At 49.5% G+C, this 18341-nt stretch carries 17 protein-coding genes and 2 tRNA genes; 2 read left to right on the forward strand and 17 right to left on the reverse strand.

Annotated elements, in window-relative coordinates; all coding sequences use genetic code 11:
- The first annotated feature begins 9 nt into the window (after positions 1-9).
- Positions 10-633: a uracil phosphoribosyltransferase gene (gene upp / locus HQN79_RS07370; RefSeq protein ID WP_173285294.1), complete on the forward strand. Its 624-nt coding sequence runs from the start codon at positions 10-12 to the stop codon at positions 631-633.
- Positions 634-672: 39 nt separating this feature from the next.
- Here the strand turns inward: upp and HQN79_RS07375 are convergent, their stop codons facing one another.
- The 17 genes from HQN79_RS07375 to HQN79_RS07455 all read right to left on the reverse strand — a co-directional run bounded on the left by HQN79_RS07375 (position 673) and on the right by HQN79_RS07455 (position 17154).
- The gene (locus HQN79_RS07375; RefSeq protein WP_173285295.1) at positions 673-3330 is read right to left on the reverse strand and encodes an HD domain-containing phosphohydrolase; all 2658 of its coding nucleotides are present in this window, start codon (positions 3328-3330) and stop codon (positions 673-675) included.
- A gap of 282 nt (positions 3331-3612) precedes the next feature.
- A tRNA-Lys gene (locus HQN79_RS07380) sits at positions 3613-3688 on the reverse strand.
- 52 nt (positions 3689-3740) lie between these two features.
- Positions 3741-3816, reverse strand: a tRNA-Lys gene (locus tag HQN79_RS07385).
- 182 nt (positions 3817-3998) lie between these two features.
- Positions 3999-4691: a 7-cyano-7-deazaguanine synthase QueC gene (queC, locus tag HQN79_RS07390; protein ID WP_173285296.1), complete on the reverse strand. Its 693-nt coding sequence runs from the start codon at positions 4689-4691 to the stop codon at positions 3999-4001.
- Positions 4692-4817: 126 nt separating this feature from the next.
- A complete protein-coding gene (gene ybgF, locus HQN79_RS07395) occupies positions 4818-5726 on the reverse strand; it encodes a tol-pal system protein YbgF (protein ID WP_173285297.1) in 909 nt (302 codons plus the stop codon).
- Between the two features lie 34 nt (positions 5727-5760).
- Complete coding sequence (locus tag HQN79_RS07400; RefSeq protein ID WP_173285298.1) at positions 5761-6375, reverse strand: OmpA family protein; 615 nt, start codon at positions 6373-6375, stop codon at positions 5761-5763.
- Positions 6376-6447: 72 nt separating this feature from the next.
- The gene (gene tolB, locus HQN79_RS07405) at positions 6448-7746 is read right to left on the reverse strand and encodes a Tol-Pal system beta propeller repeat protein TolB (RefSeq protein ID WP_173285299.1); all 1299 of its coding nucleotides are present in this window, start codon (positions 7744-7746) and stop codon (positions 6448-6450) included.
- 16 nt (positions 7747-7762) lie between these two features.
- The gene (gene tolA / locus HQN79_RS07410; RefSeq protein WP_173285300.1) at positions 7763-8968 is read right to left on the reverse strand and encodes a cell envelope integrity protein TolA; all 1206 of its coding nucleotides are present in this window, start codon (positions 8966-8968) and stop codon (positions 7763-7765) included.
- Between the two features lie 3 nt (positions 8969-8971).
- Positions 8972-9433 carry an ExbD/TolR family protein gene (locus HQN79_RS07415; RefSeq protein WP_238843335.1) on the reverse strand — a complete coding sequence of 154 codons (462 nt, stop codon included), beginning with the start codon at positions 9431-9433 and terminating at the stop codon, positions 8972-8974.
- Positions 9434-9445: 12 nt separating this feature from the next.
- Entirely contained in the window at positions 9446-10177 is a 732-nt protein-coding gene (tolQ, locus tag HQN79_RS07420) for a protein TolQ (RefSeq protein WP_173285301.1), read from the reverse strand.
- A 153-nt stretch (positions 10178-10330) separates the two neighbouring features.
- Positions 10331-11344 carry a Holliday junction branch migration DNA helicase RuvB gene (gene ruvB, locus HQN79_RS07425; RefSeq protein ID WP_173285302.1) on the reverse strand — a complete coding sequence of 338 codons (1014 nt, stop codon included), beginning with the start codon at positions 11342-11344 and terminating at the stop codon, positions 10331-10333.
- The gene (ruvA, locus tag HQN79_RS07430) at positions 11345-12007 is read right to left on the reverse strand and encodes a Holliday junction branch migration protein RuvA (RefSeq protein ID WP_173285303.1); all 663 of its coding nucleotides are present in this window, start codon (positions 12005-12007) and stop codon (positions 11345-11347) included.
- Positions 12008-12032: 25 nt separating this feature from the next.
- On the reverse strand, positions 12033-12554 hold the full coding sequence (gene ruvC, locus HQN79_RS07435) for a crossover junction endodeoxyribonuclease RuvC (protein ID WP_173285304.1): 522 nt from the start codon (positions 12552-12554) through the stop codon (positions 12033-12035).
- A 59-nt stretch (positions 12555-12613) separates the two neighbouring features.
- Positions 12614-13690, reverse strand: a complete 1077-nt coding sequence (nadA, locus tag HQN79_RS07440) for a quinolinate synthase NadA (protein ID WP_173285305.1) — start codon at positions 13688-13690, stop codon at positions 12614-12616.
- Between the two features lie 8 nt (positions 13691-13698).
- Entirely contained in the window at positions 13699-15483 is a 1785-nt protein-coding gene (gene aspS, locus HQN79_RS07445) for an aspartate--tRNA ligase (protein ID WP_173285306.1), read from the reverse strand.
- Between the two features lie 132 nt (positions 15484-15615).
- Positions 15616-16284 (reverse strand): DUF502 domain-containing protein, encoded by a 669-nt coding sequence (locus tag HQN79_RS07450; RefSeq protein ID WP_173285307.1) that lies wholly within the window; start codon positions 16282-16284, stop codon positions 15616-15618.
- 234 nt (positions 16285-16518) lie between these two features.
- Positions 16519-17154, reverse strand: a complete 636-nt coding sequence (locus HQN79_RS07455; RefSeq protein WP_173285308.1) for a CBS domain-containing protein — start codon at positions 17152-17154, stop codon at positions 16519-16521.
- Between the two features lie 248 nt (positions 17155-17402).
- On the opposite strand from HQN79_RS07455, the gene HQN79_RS07460 reads away from it, so the two are divergent.
- Positions 17403-18284, forward strand: coding sequence for a polyprenyl synthetase family protein (locus tag HQN79_RS07460; protein ID WP_173285309.1), 882 nt, complete (start codon positions 17403-17405; stop codon positions 18282-18284).
- Positions 18285-18341: the final 57 nt, after the last annotated feature.

Consider the following 18341-nt stretch of genomic DNA (forward strand, 5'->3'; position numbering starts at 1 on the left):
AGTAACGCCATGCTTGTTGAACTCACTCACCCTCTTGCCAAAGATCTGGTCAATCGACTGCGTTCGACTCGAACGGAAGCTTCCGCATTTAAAGAGATTATCGAAGAACTGAGTCGGATCCTGATTTACCGGGCTTTGGAAGAAATCGATTTACAACCGAAACAAACCCAAACCTGGCGCGGAGAATCCGAATACCCGCGAATCAATCAGCAGGATATTGTCCTGATTCCGATTATGCGCGCCGGGCTTCCAATGCTCGATGGTCTTTACTCCCTGTTACCGCACGCGCCAAACGGCTTTATGGCGATGCGTCGAGATGAAGTGACCCATGAAGCCAAATTTTATTACGACAGAATCCCAGACTGTAGCGACAAAACCGTGATTCTTCTGGATCCGATGGTTGCCACTGGCGGATCATTGAACGATGCCGTCGCCGTCATCCGTGAACGGAGTCCGCGAAGAATAATCTCTTTGAATATTATCGGCGCCCCGGAAGGCATCCAACGTGTTCGAGAACGCCATCCAGAGCTGGATATCTATATTGCACAGATAGACGAATGTCTGGACGAAAATAAATTTATCTTTCCGGGATTAGGCGATGCCGGCGATCGTGCCTTTAATACGCCGGAATAAGCATACAAAGCCCTATTTACAACGGCCTGATGTAGACGCTTACTCCAGGCCGGCCAATTTTTTAAGCTGCTCGAGGCCTTCTGCTTTCTGCACATTGAGACTGGTAAAGTCTACCGAAACAGCGACTGTTTTCATGGCTGTATTCTCCACCAGTTCCTCAGTATCTAAATGCAGATCGGCAGGACTGAGAATCACGAAATCGTCTCCCATAACGCGGAATACAATCGCCTCTTCTTCCAGCCCCATCAAATACTCTGCAACCGATTTCAGCACTTCGTTTCCCTTAAGCCAGCCGGCATGCTGATTCAGTTCGGCAAAGCCGTGCAGACAGACCAATTTGGCATGTTTGAACTGGAAATCCAGGCCGTTAATCAGCATAAACTCGAGATAATTTTCGTTATAAACCCCGGTCAACTGATCATTGAAGAAGTAAGCGAAGCGTTGCTGTTCGATTTCCGTTTGCGGCAACTGCTTGGCATCTTCCTCGACAATCACGTTCCGCAGCACGACTTGCGCAGCAGCAACCACCTGCTCGTCGTACTGTCGACCTGCCAGTTCATTCAGCTCCTGCAAAGCGGTTTCCACTGATTTCCGCGGCTTATAGATTCGATAGGAAGTCATGGCATCGAATGAATCGGCAACCGCCATAATGCGCCCTTCCAGGGGAATTTGCTCGCCCTTAAGACCTTGCGGATAACCACTGCCATCAATCCATTCATGGTGATGACGCATAATTTCCGCCAGATCCTGATACATTTTAATTTTGGAAAGTGTCTGATAACCTGCGGTAACGTGCTGCTGAATCAACTTATACTCCAGTGGAGTCAGTTTCCCCGGTTTGAGCAGTACCGAATCCGGAATAACGATCTTCCCGATATCATGTAAAACCGCTGCCCGATACAGTCGTTCAACACTCTCTTCCGGCAATTCCATCTGGCGGGCGATCAAGGCCGAATACTCCGCGACGCGTTGAGTATGACCGGCTGTATAAGAGTCGCGCTGCTCAATCAAATCAACCATTGAAAGAATGGTTTCTTCGTAATTACTGATGCGATCCTGCTGCAAACGGATACGCTCGTTTCGCTGCTCAAAAGCATGCACGGCAAAACCCAAATCCCCCGCCAACTGCTCCAGCATACGCATCTCTTCATAATCAAACCCTTCTTCACGCTCGCTGAAAACCACAAGAACGCCGAACGGCAGATTAAATGCATCCTGCCGAAGAGGCAGAGCGACCACACTGCGACATCCCAAAAGAACGGACGGCAATTGCTCCTGAAGACTTTGATTTGCAGAGATACTGCGTAACGCCAGACTGTCTTCATCTGTATCGAGCAGCGCTCGCATCTGTTCGGCCGAACCGAAAGATCTACCGACTATCTGTAGCCTCTGCGGCAGTGCGTCCTGGATTTCGACAGGAAACTCATCCGGAATACCTTCTAATTTGCCGACCCAGGCGAAACGGTAGTCAGGATGAACGATCAATCGATCACAGGCTGCTTTGAGCATCTGCTGCTCCGCATCGGAGGTAATAATAATCTGATTGACGTCGGCAACCGTCTCCACCACACCACGCAGCAGCCTCTCGTGCAACATCAACCCTTCAATCTCCTCGGTACGCTCTGCAACCCGATTCTCCAAACCGGCATTCAAATTGCGCAACTCTGCATGATGTTTCTTGAGACGCTGATTCATGCTCAATACATAAAAAGCCAGAGACAGCAGCAAAACCATCAACAGAGTAACGATGACCAGCCAATACCAATAGTGTTCCAGAACCTGTTGCCAGCTTACCTCACGCAAATAGGCGTAAGGACCGACCTCCAACTCTTTCAGCGCATCGTGTACACTCTGATAATTCAACGGCAAGGTCCAGCCTGCCAGATTGGAACTTTGAAAAGAAGGGTCCTGCGACGAAATCTGCATTAAAGCGACGGCGACTTTAATCGCTAAAGCTTCGCTGACTCCGGAAACCTTGGCAATCGGCCATTCGGGATAGAGGTCTGTACTGAGCATATAAGGAAAGCCGGCGGGATGCCTTGGTGCCAGAACAACAAAGTCATTCAGAGAAATCCCTCCCTCTGCGGCCATTTTCTCCAAGGTTCCGGTTCGAACGATCCCGACATCGGCGGCACCTTCGGCAACCGCATAAACCACTGCATCGTGAGTACCGATAAATTCAACACGCTCCAGATCGCGATCAATATCGATGGCGTGATGCTTTAACTCGCGCCAACCGATCTGCCAGCCACCGAACGACGCCGAGTCCACCGCCGCCAAAGTCCGTCCTTTAAGATCTCTGAGTGTTTGTATATCCTCTCTATCGGCTCGCGTAAAAATTACACCGCCGTAACGTTTTAACTCGCTACCGCTTACGCCTTTGGTTCGCATGGTCGCAACGGGAGTAATGCCGTCGTTCTTCTCTAATTCAACATAAAAGGCGGGATTGGCAATAATAAAATCCACCCGGTGCTGTCGAACCAGTAAACGGGTTTGTTTAAAATCCAATGGAAGAATAGAGAAGTGATGTTCGGGAATCTGCTGATTGAGTTTTTCGGCAAGCGGCTGCCAATCGACCATGGCTTTTTCTTCACCGCGTAAAGCGAGTACCCCGATACGGACTTCCGCGGCAGAAGCATTCCATCCCAACAAGCAAAAAACAATAATCAGCGTTCTTTGTAAAAGCCGTTGCGGCATAGCGAATCCTCTTGTTCGAGAACACTTTGGTCGACTCGATTTCAAACAAATTCCACTACAGAATATACATGAAAGGCTCATGAATCATTAATTCTCGTTAATAGAGAGTATAAAATAATCCGTGAGATGAATAGGGTAAAAATACAATAACGCTCAAATAACCGATACAAGAGAGATAGACAAACTTAAGTTGCGTGTAAGGGTGAGAGTGCTTTCAACGCTGTTACTAACCGGGAAATAAAAAACCCCGCCAAATCAGAAATTTGACGGGGTTTCAAAATATGGTGGGTCGTGCGCGGCTCGAACGCGCGACCAATTGATTAAAAGTCAACTGCTCTACCAACTGAGCTAACGACCCATATTGTAAGTTTTACAATCGGTTTAATGATTAAAACCAATCGTTTATTCCGTGGTGGGTCGTGCGCGGCTCGAACGCGCGACCAATTGATTAAAAGTCAACTGCTCTACCAACTGAGCTAACGACCCGTTCGGAATGCGGCGTATTATACAAGCCTGAAGCTTACGCGCAAGTCCTTTTACGCATTTTTTTACAACTTTTTTTCAATTTAAACGCCGGTTTTCGCCTTGCTCCTTAAGCCTCAAATAAATGCTTCTGTAAAATCAAACGTTTAGCGGTTAATTCCATTTCTTTTGCATGACATACAGGCTTATGCACCATTTTGGTATAAGGTTGGATCCTCGACTCCCGCTTCTTTAAACCCTTGCTTTCTTAAACGGCAAGAATCGCAGACACCACATGCGCGCCCCTGATCATCGGCCTGATAGCAGGAAACGGTCAACGCATAATCAACCCCAAGTTGATGGCCGGTCTGGATGATTTCGGCTTTGGATAAATCAATCAACGGCGTCTGAACGCTTAAGTGGTGCCCTTCTACTCCGGCCTTGGTTGCCAGATTGGCCATTTTCTCATAGGCTTCGATAAATTCCGGGCGACAATCGGGATAACCGGAGTAGTCGACGGCATTGACGCCGATGAAAATATCATCGGCACCAATTACCTCCGCCAATGCCAGCGCATAAGATAAGAACACCGTATTTCGTGCCGGAACGTAGGTTACCGGAATGGTATCCTTTTCCACCCCGCCCACCGGAACCGCCATCGAATCATCGGTTAAGGCCGATCCACCAATCTGACGCATATCGACATTCATCACACGATGCGTCCGAGCGCCCATGCTTTGAGCCAGACGCTCGGCCGCATGCAGTTCAGCTCTGTGGCGCTGCCCGTAGTCAAAGCTCATTGTATGGCACTCAAAACCGCGATCTTTGGCAATCGCCAGAACGGTGGCCGAATCCAGTCCGCCGGAAAGTAAAATGACGGCTTTTTTGCTCTCTTGCATTCTCTACTCGCTTATTCATTCGGAAATTTCAGTTTCTTGCCGGCTATTATAACGGGCGAAAACAAAAAAACCCGCGATGAACCAAAGATTCATAGCGGGTCGGGTATCAGCCGAAAAAATCGACTTTTACATTTTTTCCAGACGTTTCTGAGCGTTATTCGCCGCACGGCTTTCAGGGAAGAGATTCACTACCTCCTGATAAACCTGTTTGGCCTCATCAAGACGCTCAAGCTTTTCCAGAGCGTCCGCCGAACGGAGCATGGAATCAGAGGTTTTCACGGAATCCGGATAACGCAGATAGACCGCCTGAAAAGCCTCATATGCCTTAGCAAACTGGCCCTTGATAAAGTACCCCTCGCCCATCCAGTAGTAGGCATTGGCAGCCAGATCACTTTCAGCGGAATTTTCGATAAACCCTGAAAACGCCTTGATTGAACCATCGTAATCGGAACTACGCATCAGACCGAAAGCATCCTGATAAGCCTTTTTCTCTGCTGTGGTTGCCGGACGGGTCTTGATCGGCAGTACGGAAGCAGGTTCTGCCGCCTCTTCATTCTGAACTGGTTGTGCTGTTTCAGTTGCCGCTGGCGGTGTTTGAACTTTCGGCTGGCCCTGCGTCTGAGTTGTCTGGGGCTGAGCAGGCACAGCCTTAAGCGCACGCAACTCATCCTCAAGAACGATGATTCGCGCACCCTGCACCGTGAGTTTATCGTTCATTTCATTGAGCCGCGTTTGCAGATCAGCGAGTGTTTTCTGCAACTCGGCGTTCTGCGGCGTACTGGTATGAGCGCTCACCGCCGCAGACTGCGGCATATCGCGCTGAATACGATCTAATTGATCCTGAAGTCCCTGAATTTCCCGCTCCTGATCATTGATCTTACGGGTCATCTCCAACATGACCGGATTACTGGCCATACGTTCAAGGCGTTCAAGGCGCTGCTCGATACTCTGAGCCTGAGCAGTAGACGCTACAAACAGCAAAGAGAGCGATGCCGCAAGCCATGCCTTTTTAACTGATACATTTTTTGGATTCATTCCTTTCCCTGTTCAATGAGTGCACCGATTAGGCTTACTTCAATTCAATTTCCACACGACGGTTTTTTGCCCAGGCCGCTTCATTACTTCCCAGGTCAGCTGGATACTCTTCACCCATACTGACGGCTTCCAGACGTTCCGGAGCAATACCTAAAACGATCATCGCCTTTTTTACCGCTGCGGCACGTTTTTCACCCAGTGCCAGATTGTACTCCGGCGAGCCGCGCTCATCGGTATGACCGCGCAAAATAGCGCGCCGCTCAGGATTGGCCAGAAGCACTTCGGCATAATAATTAACGGTTTCCATCGACTTTGGATCCAGATCGTACTGGTCGAAACCGAAATAGATAATCGGTTCATAAAGTGCGTTTTCCAACTCGTAAGTCGGAAGATTCGGATCCAATAGATCAACGTTGTCCATGCCATCCAACGGATCGACACTGCCCATCGACTGACCGTCTGCACTGATCACTTCAACCCCCTGAATTTGCGGCGAGTTCAAGTCTTCGTTCTTGAGTCGGAAACCGTCCAATCCCGGAGCGGTATCGTTACCATCCAAAGCCTGGTCGACATCTTTTTGCGGCGGCGTACTACAAGCCGCCAAAGATGCGCTCAGTGCCAAAAGTAGCACTTTGGAAAAAGTTTTCATTTTATCTCCTTATGCACCGTCTTAAACGGGCTACTGATCTAGAATTCGTTTACAAACACCTGTCACCCGGTTCTAGCGATTAAGGTACGGCCCCCACGCCGGCTCGCGTACTTCAGCATTTTTGACCTGCAGGGTCTGTGAAGTTTTACCATCAACCGTGACCACAGCCAATTGACCGCGTCCGCCCTTGTTCATTGCATACAGGATCATTTCGCCATTCGGCGAAAAGCTTGGCGACTCGTCAAGGAAAGTATCGGTAATCACCTCGAACTTTTTGGTTTGCTGATCAAGCAATCCGATATGGTAACCGCCACCACCGTGAACCACAGCGACATAGCGCCCGTCCGGCGAGACTTCAGGGTTGGAGTTGTATTTTCCTTCAAAGGTAATGCGCTGGACATTCATCGTATCCAGGAATACCTGAAAAACCTGCGGTTGACCGCGACGATCGGAGTTGAAAAACAGCGATTTGCCATCCGGCGCCCAAGTCGCCTCGGTTTCGATCGCTCGATCGCGCGTCACCTGTTTCAAACCTCCGCTGGCGACATCCATAATATAGATGTCGGCATTACCGCCTTTGGATAGAGTCAGTGCCAATTGCGTTCCATCCGGCGACCAGGCCGGCGAGCTGTTGATCCCGCGATAACCGGCGATCTTTTTACGATAAGTTCCATCCAGGCTCTGTACATAAACCTGTGAACGGTTTTCTTCGAAAGAGACGTAGGCCAACTTACTTCCGTCCGGCGACCAGCTTGGCGACATAATCGGTTTACTCGATTTTAGAATCGGTTGTGGGTTATAACCGTCGGCATCAGCCACTTCCAAGGTGTAAAAACGTTGCTTGGCACCACGCAACATAGTCACATAGGCGATTTGAGTATTGAAAGCACCGCGGATACCGGTAAGTTCTTCATAGACCGCATCACTGATCTGGTGCGCGACCTGACGCAGACTCGCCTCCGGAACATTGCTCCAGCGCTTGCCCATTACCTGTTCTTTGCGCAATACATTGACCAGACGCATATCCACCTGATAGAAACCATTGCTCAGACGAATCACCTTACCGATCACCATATTGTCGATATTCATCGGACGCCACTGGGCATAATCGATTTCGTTCAGTTCGCTTGGCAACGCCGGCATCTGTCCGCTGGACAACGGCTTAAAGCGACCGCTGCGTTTCAGGTCGGCCGAAACCACCTGGGCCAGATCCTGAACCCGGCGGTCAGAACTTTGAAAAGGCACGACGGCAATCGGTAACGCATTATCGAACCCCTCACTGATCTCGATCGTCAACGCGGCTTTCGACTGCGCCGAAAACAACATCAAAATCAGACTTAAACTTAGCGCCCACAAGTTTCGATAATGCATTTTGATTTCCTACATTTTAAGGTTTAAAGGTAAACAGAATCTCTTTTTCATACACTTCCGGTACCGGAGCCTGCGGCAGAGGCGATGCGCGGTAGACCGCATTTACTGCCGCATCCTGGAACTGTTTGGATGCCAGGGCATTACAGTTCAGGACTCGGGCCGAGATAATCGAGCCATCGCGACGCTGCAGAATATGCAAATCACACTGCGCCTCAGGCGATACATTTGCCGGCGTACGCCAGTTGTTTTTTACTTTGGCAGCGATTTCTGTGACATAGCGGACTTTCAGGCTTTGGATCTGTCTGTTACGTTCTGCTTCCAGGCGCGCACTCTCTTCGGCTTTCAGCTGACGCTGCAATTCGGCTTCACGAGCCGCCTGTTCGGCACGCTGACGCTCAAGCTCTTTACGCTTGATTTCCGCTTCCAGCTCTCGTTTGCGTTTCTCTTCTGCCAGACGTTTTTTCTCAGCCTCTTCCGCTTTATGCTGAGCTTCCAAACGCTTCTGTTTTTCCGCTTCAGCACGTTGGCGCTCTTCTTCGGCCTTGCGCTTTTCTTCTTCCGCTATACGCTTGGCTTCCAGTTCTTTCTGGTGGGCTTCCTCGGCCAGTCGTTTCGCCTCTTCGGCTTTGCGTTTTTCTTCGGCCGCACGCTTACGCTCTTCCTCAGCTTTACGTTTTTCCAGCTCCGCCTGCTTGCGCTGTTCTTCGGCAACCCGCTTGGCCTCGTCGGCCTTGCGTTTTTCTTCTTCCGCTTTACGTTTTGCCTGCAGTTCTTTCTGCTTCTGTTCCTCTGCAAGTCTCTGTGCTTCAGCGGCTTTGCGCTTTTCCTCTTCGGCTTTGAGACGCTGTGCTTCTGCCTGACGTTCAGCCTCCTCAGCCTTACGCTTTTCTTCGGCAGCCTGACGTTTTGCTTCTTCTAAACGCTGTTTCTCCTGCTGCGCCTCCTGCGCCAGACGCTCCTTCTCCTGAATACGCGCCTGTTGCTGCTGTTCGATTAATTTAATCTGCTCCTGAACCTGTTTGGCATCGACGGTTCGGGTTTGCATCGGCTGCACAAGATTCGGCTGAGGCTCCTGAGGTTCTTGAGCGGCATCCGAACCGATCTCGATCTTGACCGGGTCACTGAACAACTCCCACTTGATCGCCAACAGCGTGAAAATGGCCAGATGCATCAAAACCGCAAAAGCAAAGGATTTCGGATATTGCTTTAAAAAATCCAGCATCGCTTAGCGCTCCTGAATTTCAGGTTGCGTAATTAACGACACATTATTGACCCCGTTGGCCTGCAACAGCGTAAAGATTTGAATCACTTTACCATAGGGCGCAGAGCTATCCCCTTGGATGTAGAACTGCTGTTCCTGATTGACTTGGGAACGTGCCACAACTTCTGCGACCAGAGTCTGAACTTCACGGTCGCTGATGATAATATCCGGCTGAGCCGACGTGCGGTACAAACCGTCACGGGTAATGGTAATGACAAATGGAGGCGCAACCTCAAGCTGCTCGACGGTTCGTTTCTCGACTTCCGGCGTTTTCGGAAGATCGACGCTGACCGCCTGCTGCACGATCGGCGCCGTCACCATAAAGATAATTAGCAGAACAAGCGTCACGTCGATATAGGGAACGACATTGATCTCCGCCATCAGGCGGCGTTTTTGTCTGGAACTGCGCATACCTTGTCTGAACATGGCAAATTCCTCTTAAGCTTCGGACACGTTATGAACGCTTGGCTGAGATTCCGTTTCTTTTTTGGTGCCGGCTTGCAGGTGATGCGCCTGACGCTGCAGGATACTCATAAACCCCTCGGCAAAGTTTTCATAATCACCCAAAAGACGATCTACTTTTGTGCTCAAACGGTTATAGGCAATAACCGCCGGAATGGCTGCAAACAAACCGATCGCCGTTGCAATCAGAGCTTCCGAAATCCCCGGCGCAACCGTGGACAGTGTCGCGTTCTGTACATCGCCAAGTGATTGGAAAGCGTGCATAACCCCCCAAACGGTTCCGAACAGCCCGATATAAGGTGCCGAGGAACCGACGGTCGCCAATAACGGCAAACGCAGTTCCAGTTCGTCCGCCTGACGGCTGAAGGCGATCTTCATTGCTCTTTGTGCACCCGCCAGTAAATCGTTGGAGTTGGTCACGCCTTGTTTTTGCAGACGCATAAACTCCTTGAAGCCGTCGGCAAAGATGACCGCCATTCCCTCGGAAGTATCACGAGTGGCTTCAACTTTGTAGTAGAGATTGGTTAGATCTTGAGCTTCCCAGAAATCATTTTCGAAGTTGCGTGCCGTTTGCACAGATTTTTTCAACTGATAGGATTTTGCAATGGCAACGGTCCAAGCGGCAATAGACATCACGGCCAAAATTAACATAACGATTTGAACGACCGGGCTGGCCATTAAAATGAGATCTAAGATACCGCTATCCATATTTGTTAACCCTACTCTAAACTATATCTGTCAAAAGAAAATTGTATTACTTTTATTGGCGTTTAATATCCGACTGCACAACACATTGAATACCCACACAGTCAATAAGTCTTTATATTAGCTGCAACTTATTTCAAAATACCGCATTGCACTTTACCCATTCGTTTGCGGTTTTTCAACACCCAAATGCTGATAGGCTTGATTGGTTGCCAGACGTCCGCGCGATGTGCGTACGACAAATCCTTGCTGAACGAGAAACGGTTCAATCACATCCTCGATGGTACCTCTTTCTTCACCCATTGCTGCCGACAAACTGTCGATACCGACCGGCCCACCATCGAATTTATTAATCAATGCGTCCAGAAAGCGCAGGTCCATCTTATCCAGACCAAGTTGATCGACTTCCAGCAGGTTTAGCGCAGCATTGGCGATCTCCTGGGTAATAATCCCGTCCCCGCGAACCTGAGCATAATCACGCACCCGACGCAGAAGTCGGTTAGCGATTCGCGGCGTTCCGCGAGCGCGTCTGGCGACTTCCATCGCCCCTTCCAAATGCGCTTCCAATCCAAGGATATTTGCCGAACGGGTGACGATCTGACACAACTCGTCATGCGAATAAAACTCCAGGCGCTGTACAAGGCCGAAACGATCGCGCAACGGCGACGTCAAAAGTCCCGCCCGCGTGGTCGCGCCAACCAGAGTAAACGGCGGCAAATCGATCTTGACACTCTGTGCGGCCGGCCCTTCGCCGATAACGATATCGATTTGAAAATCTTCCATTGCAGGATAGAGAACTTCTTCAACAACCGGGCTAAGTCTATGAATCTCATCAACAAAAAGTACATCATGCGGTTCAAGACGCGTCAGAATGGCCGCCAGATCACCCGGCTTTTCAATCACCGGCCCGGAGGTTTGACGCAAAGTTACGCCCATCTCTTGAGCGATAATATTCGACAAGGTCGTTTTCCCCAGCCCTGGCGGTCCGTACAACAAAACATGATCCAGCGGTTCCGCACGCATTTTAGCCGCCTGCATCGACAGACTTAACTGCTCGCGAACCGCGCCCTGTCCGATATATTCGAAAAGCTGCTGCGGACGAACAGACGGCACATTGTAAATGTCGTCCTCGGTCTCTTGGGCACCGACAATACGATCCGTTTCAATCATTTAGATTTTCACCCCTTGCAGCGCGGCCTTAATCACTTCTTCAAGAAGCATTCCGTCCTGGTACGCCTGTTTGACCATTTTTTCCGCCTGAGTCGATTTGTATCCTAAAGCCAATAATGCCTCAACCGCCTTATTGACAACCATGACTTCACCCTTAAGATTGTTAAGAGAATTTTTAGCTTCTCCAGCCATATCGCCTGAAGGCTGAAGCGTGAAATCTTCCGTCGCATAGTTAAGCAGCCCAGCTTCGACCAGAGGTTTTAGACGATCACGGATCTCGATCTGCAGACGTTCGGCGGTTTTCTTGCCGACACCGGGAATTCTTGTCAAAGCGGTAACATCGCCCTGCTCGACAGACTGACAGAATTCATTGACCGACATCGAAGAGAGAATCCCCAAAGCCATCTTGGCCCCGACACCGTTAACCTTCAATAAGGTTTTGAACAGAGTTCGCTCCGCTTCCGAAGCAAAGCCGTACAGCTGGATCAGATCTTCACGTACATGCATATGCGTCAGCAACAGCACCTCGGATTCCTCATCACCGCTTTGCAACTGGTAGAAAGTCGACATAGGCGCTTCCACCTCATAACCGACGCCGCGAACGTCAAGCCACAGTAGAGGCGGCTGCTTCTTCACCAAGATTCCTTTTAAAAAACCGATCATATCCTATTGATTCCAAAAAGATAAATTAAAATTTTGTACCCTTAGAAAGGGTTTCCGCATCCAATCCCAGTGACATATAACGATCATGACACAAAGCACAGGCTAAAGCGTCCGCTGCATCTTCCTGCGGACACTCCGTTAACTTCAAAAGATTCTGCACCATATATTGCACTTGGGTTTTTCCGGCATGCCCTTTACCGACAATCGTATTCTTAACTTGGGTAGGGGTATATTCCATAATCGGCACATCTTTGATTGCAGCGGCACATAAAATCACCCCGCGAGCTTGTCCCAGCGTAATCGCCGATTTAGGATTTTTATAGACAAAGACTTTCTCTACCACAACCACATCCGGCTGATATTGGTCGATGATTTGGCAGATTGATTCGAAGATATTTTTAAGACGTTGCGATCCGGAAAGTTTTTCGACCCGGATCACTCCACTGACAATATAGTTGGGATTAAAGCGACCGGATTCGATAACACCGAATCCGGTTTTGCGAGAACCTGGGTCAACACCTAAAATCCGTTTTTTCGCTTTTTGCAAGAGCTTCTCCTGCCGTTAACCCAGTGAAGATTAAAGATAAATGATTAAACGGAGCAAGACTATTTAGTCTGAACCAGTCCCGCTTGACGGGAAAATTCGAGCATCCTCTGCACAGAGTTCAAGGCCTTTTTACGTACCTCTTCGTCAAGCACAATTTCCGGCGCCATATTACGCAAACAATCGCGCAGATTTTCCAAACCGTTCATCGCCATCCACGGACAGTGCGCACAGCTTTTGCAGGTTGCGCCATGCCCGCCGGTCGGCGCCACATACAACTGTTTTTCCGGAGCCAATTGCTGCATTTTGTAGAAGATATTGTAATCCGTAGCAACAATAAACTCTTTATCCGGCATCGTCTGCACAGCGTTGAGCAGAACTTTGGTAGACCCGACCACATCAGCCTGATCGACCACCGATGCCGGCGACTCCGGATGAACCAGAACCTTGGCTTGAGGATGTTTTGTGCACAATTCATCCAGTTCAAAACTCTTGAACTCATCGTGCACAATGCAGTGTCCCTGCCAACGGATCATTTCGATTCCGGTTTCTTTTTCGATCCAGTTGCCAAGATGCCGATCCGGTGCCCAGATAATTTTTTCACCTTTCTCTTTGAGATGACGCACTATCTGCAAAGCATTCCCTGAGGTCACAACCCAGTCGGCAATTGCTTTAACCTCGGCACTGGTGTTGGCGTAAACCACAACCGTATGCTCCGGATGCTGGGCACAGAATTCGGCAAATTCTTTGGCGGGACAACCAACATCAAGAGAACAGGTTGCTTCAAGATCCGGCATCAGAACGGTTTTTTCCGGGCTGAGCATTTTCGCAGTTTCGCCCATAAAACGTACGCCGCAGACAACGAGAACGTCGGCAGCGGACTGTGCACCGAAATTGGCCATTTCAAGCGAGTCCGCGACAACGCCGCCGGTTTCTTCCGCCAGAGCCTGCAATTCATCATCGACATAATAATGCGCCACTAGCTGAGCATTATGCTGTTTCAGAAGTTGCTTGATCTCATCCTTAAGTGCCTGCTTCTGCTGCTTGTTCAACCACGGCTGAGTCGGCGCGTCCGAAGCAAGCTTCTGGATACGCGACTCAAGCTGAACAGGAATCTGCTTGGCGTGAGACTCTGACATCAAAACTCCTATTTATCCGCAGATCGTACCGGCTTACGGAAACGCAACAACAACTCTTGCAGCTGGGCATTATCAACCATTCCCGGTGCTTCGGTCAGAGGACAAGCCGCCGATTGTGTTTTCGGGAAAGCGATTACATCGCGAATCGAAGGAATATCACCCAGAATCATGACCAGACGATCCAACCCGAACGCCATACCGGCATGCGGAGGACAACCGTACTTCAGAGCATCCAGTAGGAAGCCGAACTTATCTTGTGCTTCTTCGTCGCTGATTCCCAGCAACTTGAAGACCGCAGCCTGCATCTTGCTGTCGTGAATACGGACCGAACCGCCACCGACTTCCAGACCGTTAATAACCAGGTCATAGGCGCGTGACAGCATCTGGTGCGGCGCATCATGGTTAAGAATTTCTTCGGTTGTCGCTTTCGGCTGGGTAAACGGATGGTGAATCGCCACCATACGCGCTGTCTCTTCGTCTTCTTCAAACATCGGGAAATCAACAACCCAAACAGGTTTGAAACGCCCTTCCAGCATTCCCAGATCTTCACCCAGTTTAACACGCAGCGCACCGATCGCATCGTTAACGACTTTCGCACTGTCTGCACCGAAGAAGACGATATCGCCATCCTGAGCGCCAACACGTTCCATGATCTGCATTACCTGATCAGGGAAGAATTTAATGATCGGAGACTGCAAACCGTCGATTCCGGCTGACATATCGTTGACCTTAATATAGGCAAGACCTTTGGCGCCGTAAATACCGACAAATTTGGTATATTCGTCAATCTCTTTACGCGACATGGAACCCGCTCCCGGAACGCGCAGAGCGACTACACGCCCTTTCGGGTCTTTCGCCGGACCGGCAAAAACCTTGAATTCGATATCCTGTAGAAGGTCGGCAATGTCCACCAACTGCATGTCGATACGCAGATCAGGGCGATCAATACCGTATTTCTCGATCGCTTCGGCATAAGTCATGCGCGGGAAATCCCCTTCGAATTCATAGCCGATCGCTTCTTTGAAGATGGTTTTTGTCAGACCTTCCATCGTCTGCATAACCTGTTCTTCGCTCATGAAAGAGGTTTCGATATCCAGCTGGGTAAATTCCGGCTGACGGTCGGCACGCAGATCTTCATCACGGAAACAGCGCGTGATCTGATAATAGCGATCAAAACCGGACATCATCAGCAGCTGCTTGAAAAGCTGTGGCGATTGCGGCAAGGCAAAGAATTTATTTGGATGGGTACGGCTTGGAACCAGATAATCACGCGCACCTTCCGGCGTCGACTTGGTCAGAATCGGCGTTTCCATATCCATAAAACCGTTGTCGTCAAGGTAACGACGCATAGCGCGCGTAATCCCGTAACGCAATCTCAGGTTGTTCTGCATTTCATCGCGTCGCAAATCGATATAACGGTATTTCAGTCGCGTCTCTTCACCGACATTCTTCTCGTCCAATTGGAACGGGATCGGTTCCGCCATACTCAAGACATCAAGTTTCTCGGCAACGATTTCGATTTTACCGGTCGCCATATTCGGGTTAATCGTTCCCTCGGTACGAGGAATAACTTTCCCGGTAATGCTCAGAACACATTCGGCACGTAATTTTTCGGCTTTGCTGAAATTTTCAGCAGCATCAGGATTAACAACAACTTGAACAAGCCCTTCACGGTCACGCAGATCGATAAAGATTACGCCACCGTGATCGCGACGACGGTGTACCCAACCGGCAACCTGTACCGTCTGATCGATTAAAGTTTCTGTTACTTGTCCACAATAATGCGTACGCATATTCATTTAACCCTTTTGCTAAAAGTCTTTTAAAAAATTTCAAATCTATCGGTAAGCCATCTTACCTTGCCCCGCGAAGGGAGCTGTTAAACGGGCGGCAATATCAATTTCAACGCCCGATTAACCGTAATACTATCTATCGGAATTCTTTTCCTCGCGAACCGCTTCCGCTTTACTCAATTCTTCCGCAGCCTGCGGCAGTGAGTCCGGCGCAACAACACCTCCGGAAATCACCATTTTCAAAGCATCATCGACCTCAATATCCAACTTAACCACCTCTTTGCGATCCGCCATGATAAAGAAGCCGGAGGTCGGATTCGGCGTCGTCGGAACAAACAGATTGACGACTTCATCGAATCCGGTTTTTCGCTGCGGCTCCGACATATTTTTTCCGGTTTGGAAAGCCAGCGTCCACAACCCTTTACGAGGGTATTCAATCAGAAAGACATTCTGGAATGTCTGCTCGCCGGAGCCGAAAACCGCCTCGGCAATCTGTTTCACCGCTTTGTAAATGCTTCGAACCAGCGGAATTCTCGACAGAATCGATTCCCAAATGCCGACCAATTTACTGCCAAGAAGGTTCGCGGCCAGAACACCGGTAATCAAAATCAGCAGGAAGGACAGAAGAATTCCCAACCCCGGAATATTGAATCCCAAAAGGGTTTCAGGTCGGTATTCCAACGGCAGCAATAACAGACTGCGATCAAACAGATCAACCAGGAACTTGATGACGGCGAGGGTCACACCAAGAGGGAGCCACACCAGAAGACCGGCAATCAAATAACGCTTTAAAAAGGACATGGCCTTATACACCGTTGAAAAAACTTAGCCGCTTATTATAAAGGAATAATACTCAGATTTGAAAAGGAAACCGGCGGTTTTCTTCGGTGATCGAAGAATAAACCGCGATTCAATCCCGAACGCACTTCAAGTCGGGTTAATACTGCACAAACTCAAGACATAAAACCGTTTGCACCAGACTTATTCAGCAGTGCGTAAAAAGAGACAAGACGGAATAAAATCGGGCGTAATCGGTCAGATATAGATTTCAATCGGCGGCTCCTTGGCAAGCCGCTTGATCAGGTCGCCGCGCGTCACCATACCGATAGGCTGCTCGACGGAATTCATGATAACCAGAGCACCGACACGATATTCGCTGAATACCTGAGCAACCTGACGGATATCGGTATCCCGACTAGTGGTAATCACCTGTTTCTGCATAACATCGAAAACCTGCTTCTCGCCGCCAACCTCAATTTCGCCATTGTCGTCCAGCAATATTTTATGCAGCAAACGTTCCCGACTAAGAAGACCGACAAGCGTCGTTTCGTCTACAACCGGCAGATAGTCGATTTTCAAGCGCGTCATCCGATCGAATGCCTGTGCCAGAGTCGCCTCCTGGTTGATGGTAATCAGCGGTTCGGACATAATTTCGGCGACCTGAACCGCAACCCGTCTCTGTGGCTGCTCCTTGGCGCTCTGCTGATAAGCTCTCAACGCCTTGCTTTGACCGGCCAGAACCGACTGCTGCTTCCCCTCGTCCGGTTTCAACTGCTCTAACCCGGTATCCTCCACTTTATTTACCCGAGTGGCAGGGTCAACCCTCAGAACAGGAAGCTGCTGCACGGTTAAAGCTAACGACTGGCCTTCCGGGCTATAGACAATAAACATATCCGACTCTCGATAAATTCAAAAACACATCCCGGGAGACAAACCGCCCGGTGCATATACAATTATATCGGCTTGAATTTCAGTAACTTAATGCAAACAACAACGACGAGTGTACTTTATACACATTCCCTACCATTTAAACGTCGGCAAACAAATTTTGTACAGCGCAACGCTAATTCATTAGAATAATTCTTTTTCGCCGCTAACGGGCGAGATTCTCCATCTCCGACAACCTCAGGAATTGACGTTTGCATACTCAACTAAACCTCTATCAACAGCGCATCAATCAATACTTGTCACTGAAAGTAAGTCAGCTTAAGCAGACAACTTGTCCGCAAAAACTTCAGGAAGCTATTGCCTATGCGACTCTGGACCAGGGAAAACGACTTCGACCTGCATTGGTTTATGCTTGCGGGGAAGCCCTGAATATGCCTCTGGAAATACTGGATACGCCTGCGGCTGCCGTTGAATTGATTCATTGCTACTCACTGGTACATGACGATCTTCCGGCAATGGACGATGACGAGCTTAGAAGAGGAAAGCCGACCGCGCATATTCAATACGACGAAGCGACGGCTATCTTGGTTGGCGACGCTCAACAGACCCTGGCATTCCAACTGATTGCGACCGACGGACATATCAACGATCACAATAAAATCGAGATGATCAAAGTGCTGACGCACGCCGCCGGCTTAAACGGGATGATCGGTGGCCAGCAGATCGACATCGATTCCGCCGGAAAGTTACCGGAGCAATCGGCACTCGAACGGATGCATCAGCTAAAAACCGGCGCGCTGATCCAGGCCTCCCTTCTCCTTGGTGCCTGCCAGCATCCTGCATACCCGCAAATCAAGGAAGACCTTATCATCTACGCCAAGGCGGTCGGACTGGCCTTTCAGGTACAGGACGACATTCTGGACATCACTTCCGATACCGAAACCCTTGGTAAACCGCAGGGATCGGATCTAAAAGCAGACAAATCCACATATCCGAAACTGCTTGGATTGCGCAAGGCACAGGCCTATCGTGACAACCTGGTCATTGAAGCCAAAAAAGCCCTGCAACGCCTGCCGTTTAAGAGTGATTTTCTGTGGGATTTAACGGACTATATTGCATCACGCGAGCATTAAAGACAAAATCCGTATAAAACCGTTAAAATCCAACCAATTTCAGAGACTTATCTTTTA

Source organism: Thiomicrorhabdus xiamenensis (genome assembly GCF_013282625.1).
GTDB lineage: Bacteria > Pseudomonadota > Gammaproteobacteria > Thiomicrospirales > Thiomicrospiraceae > Thiomicrorhabdus > Thiomicrorhabdus xiamenensis.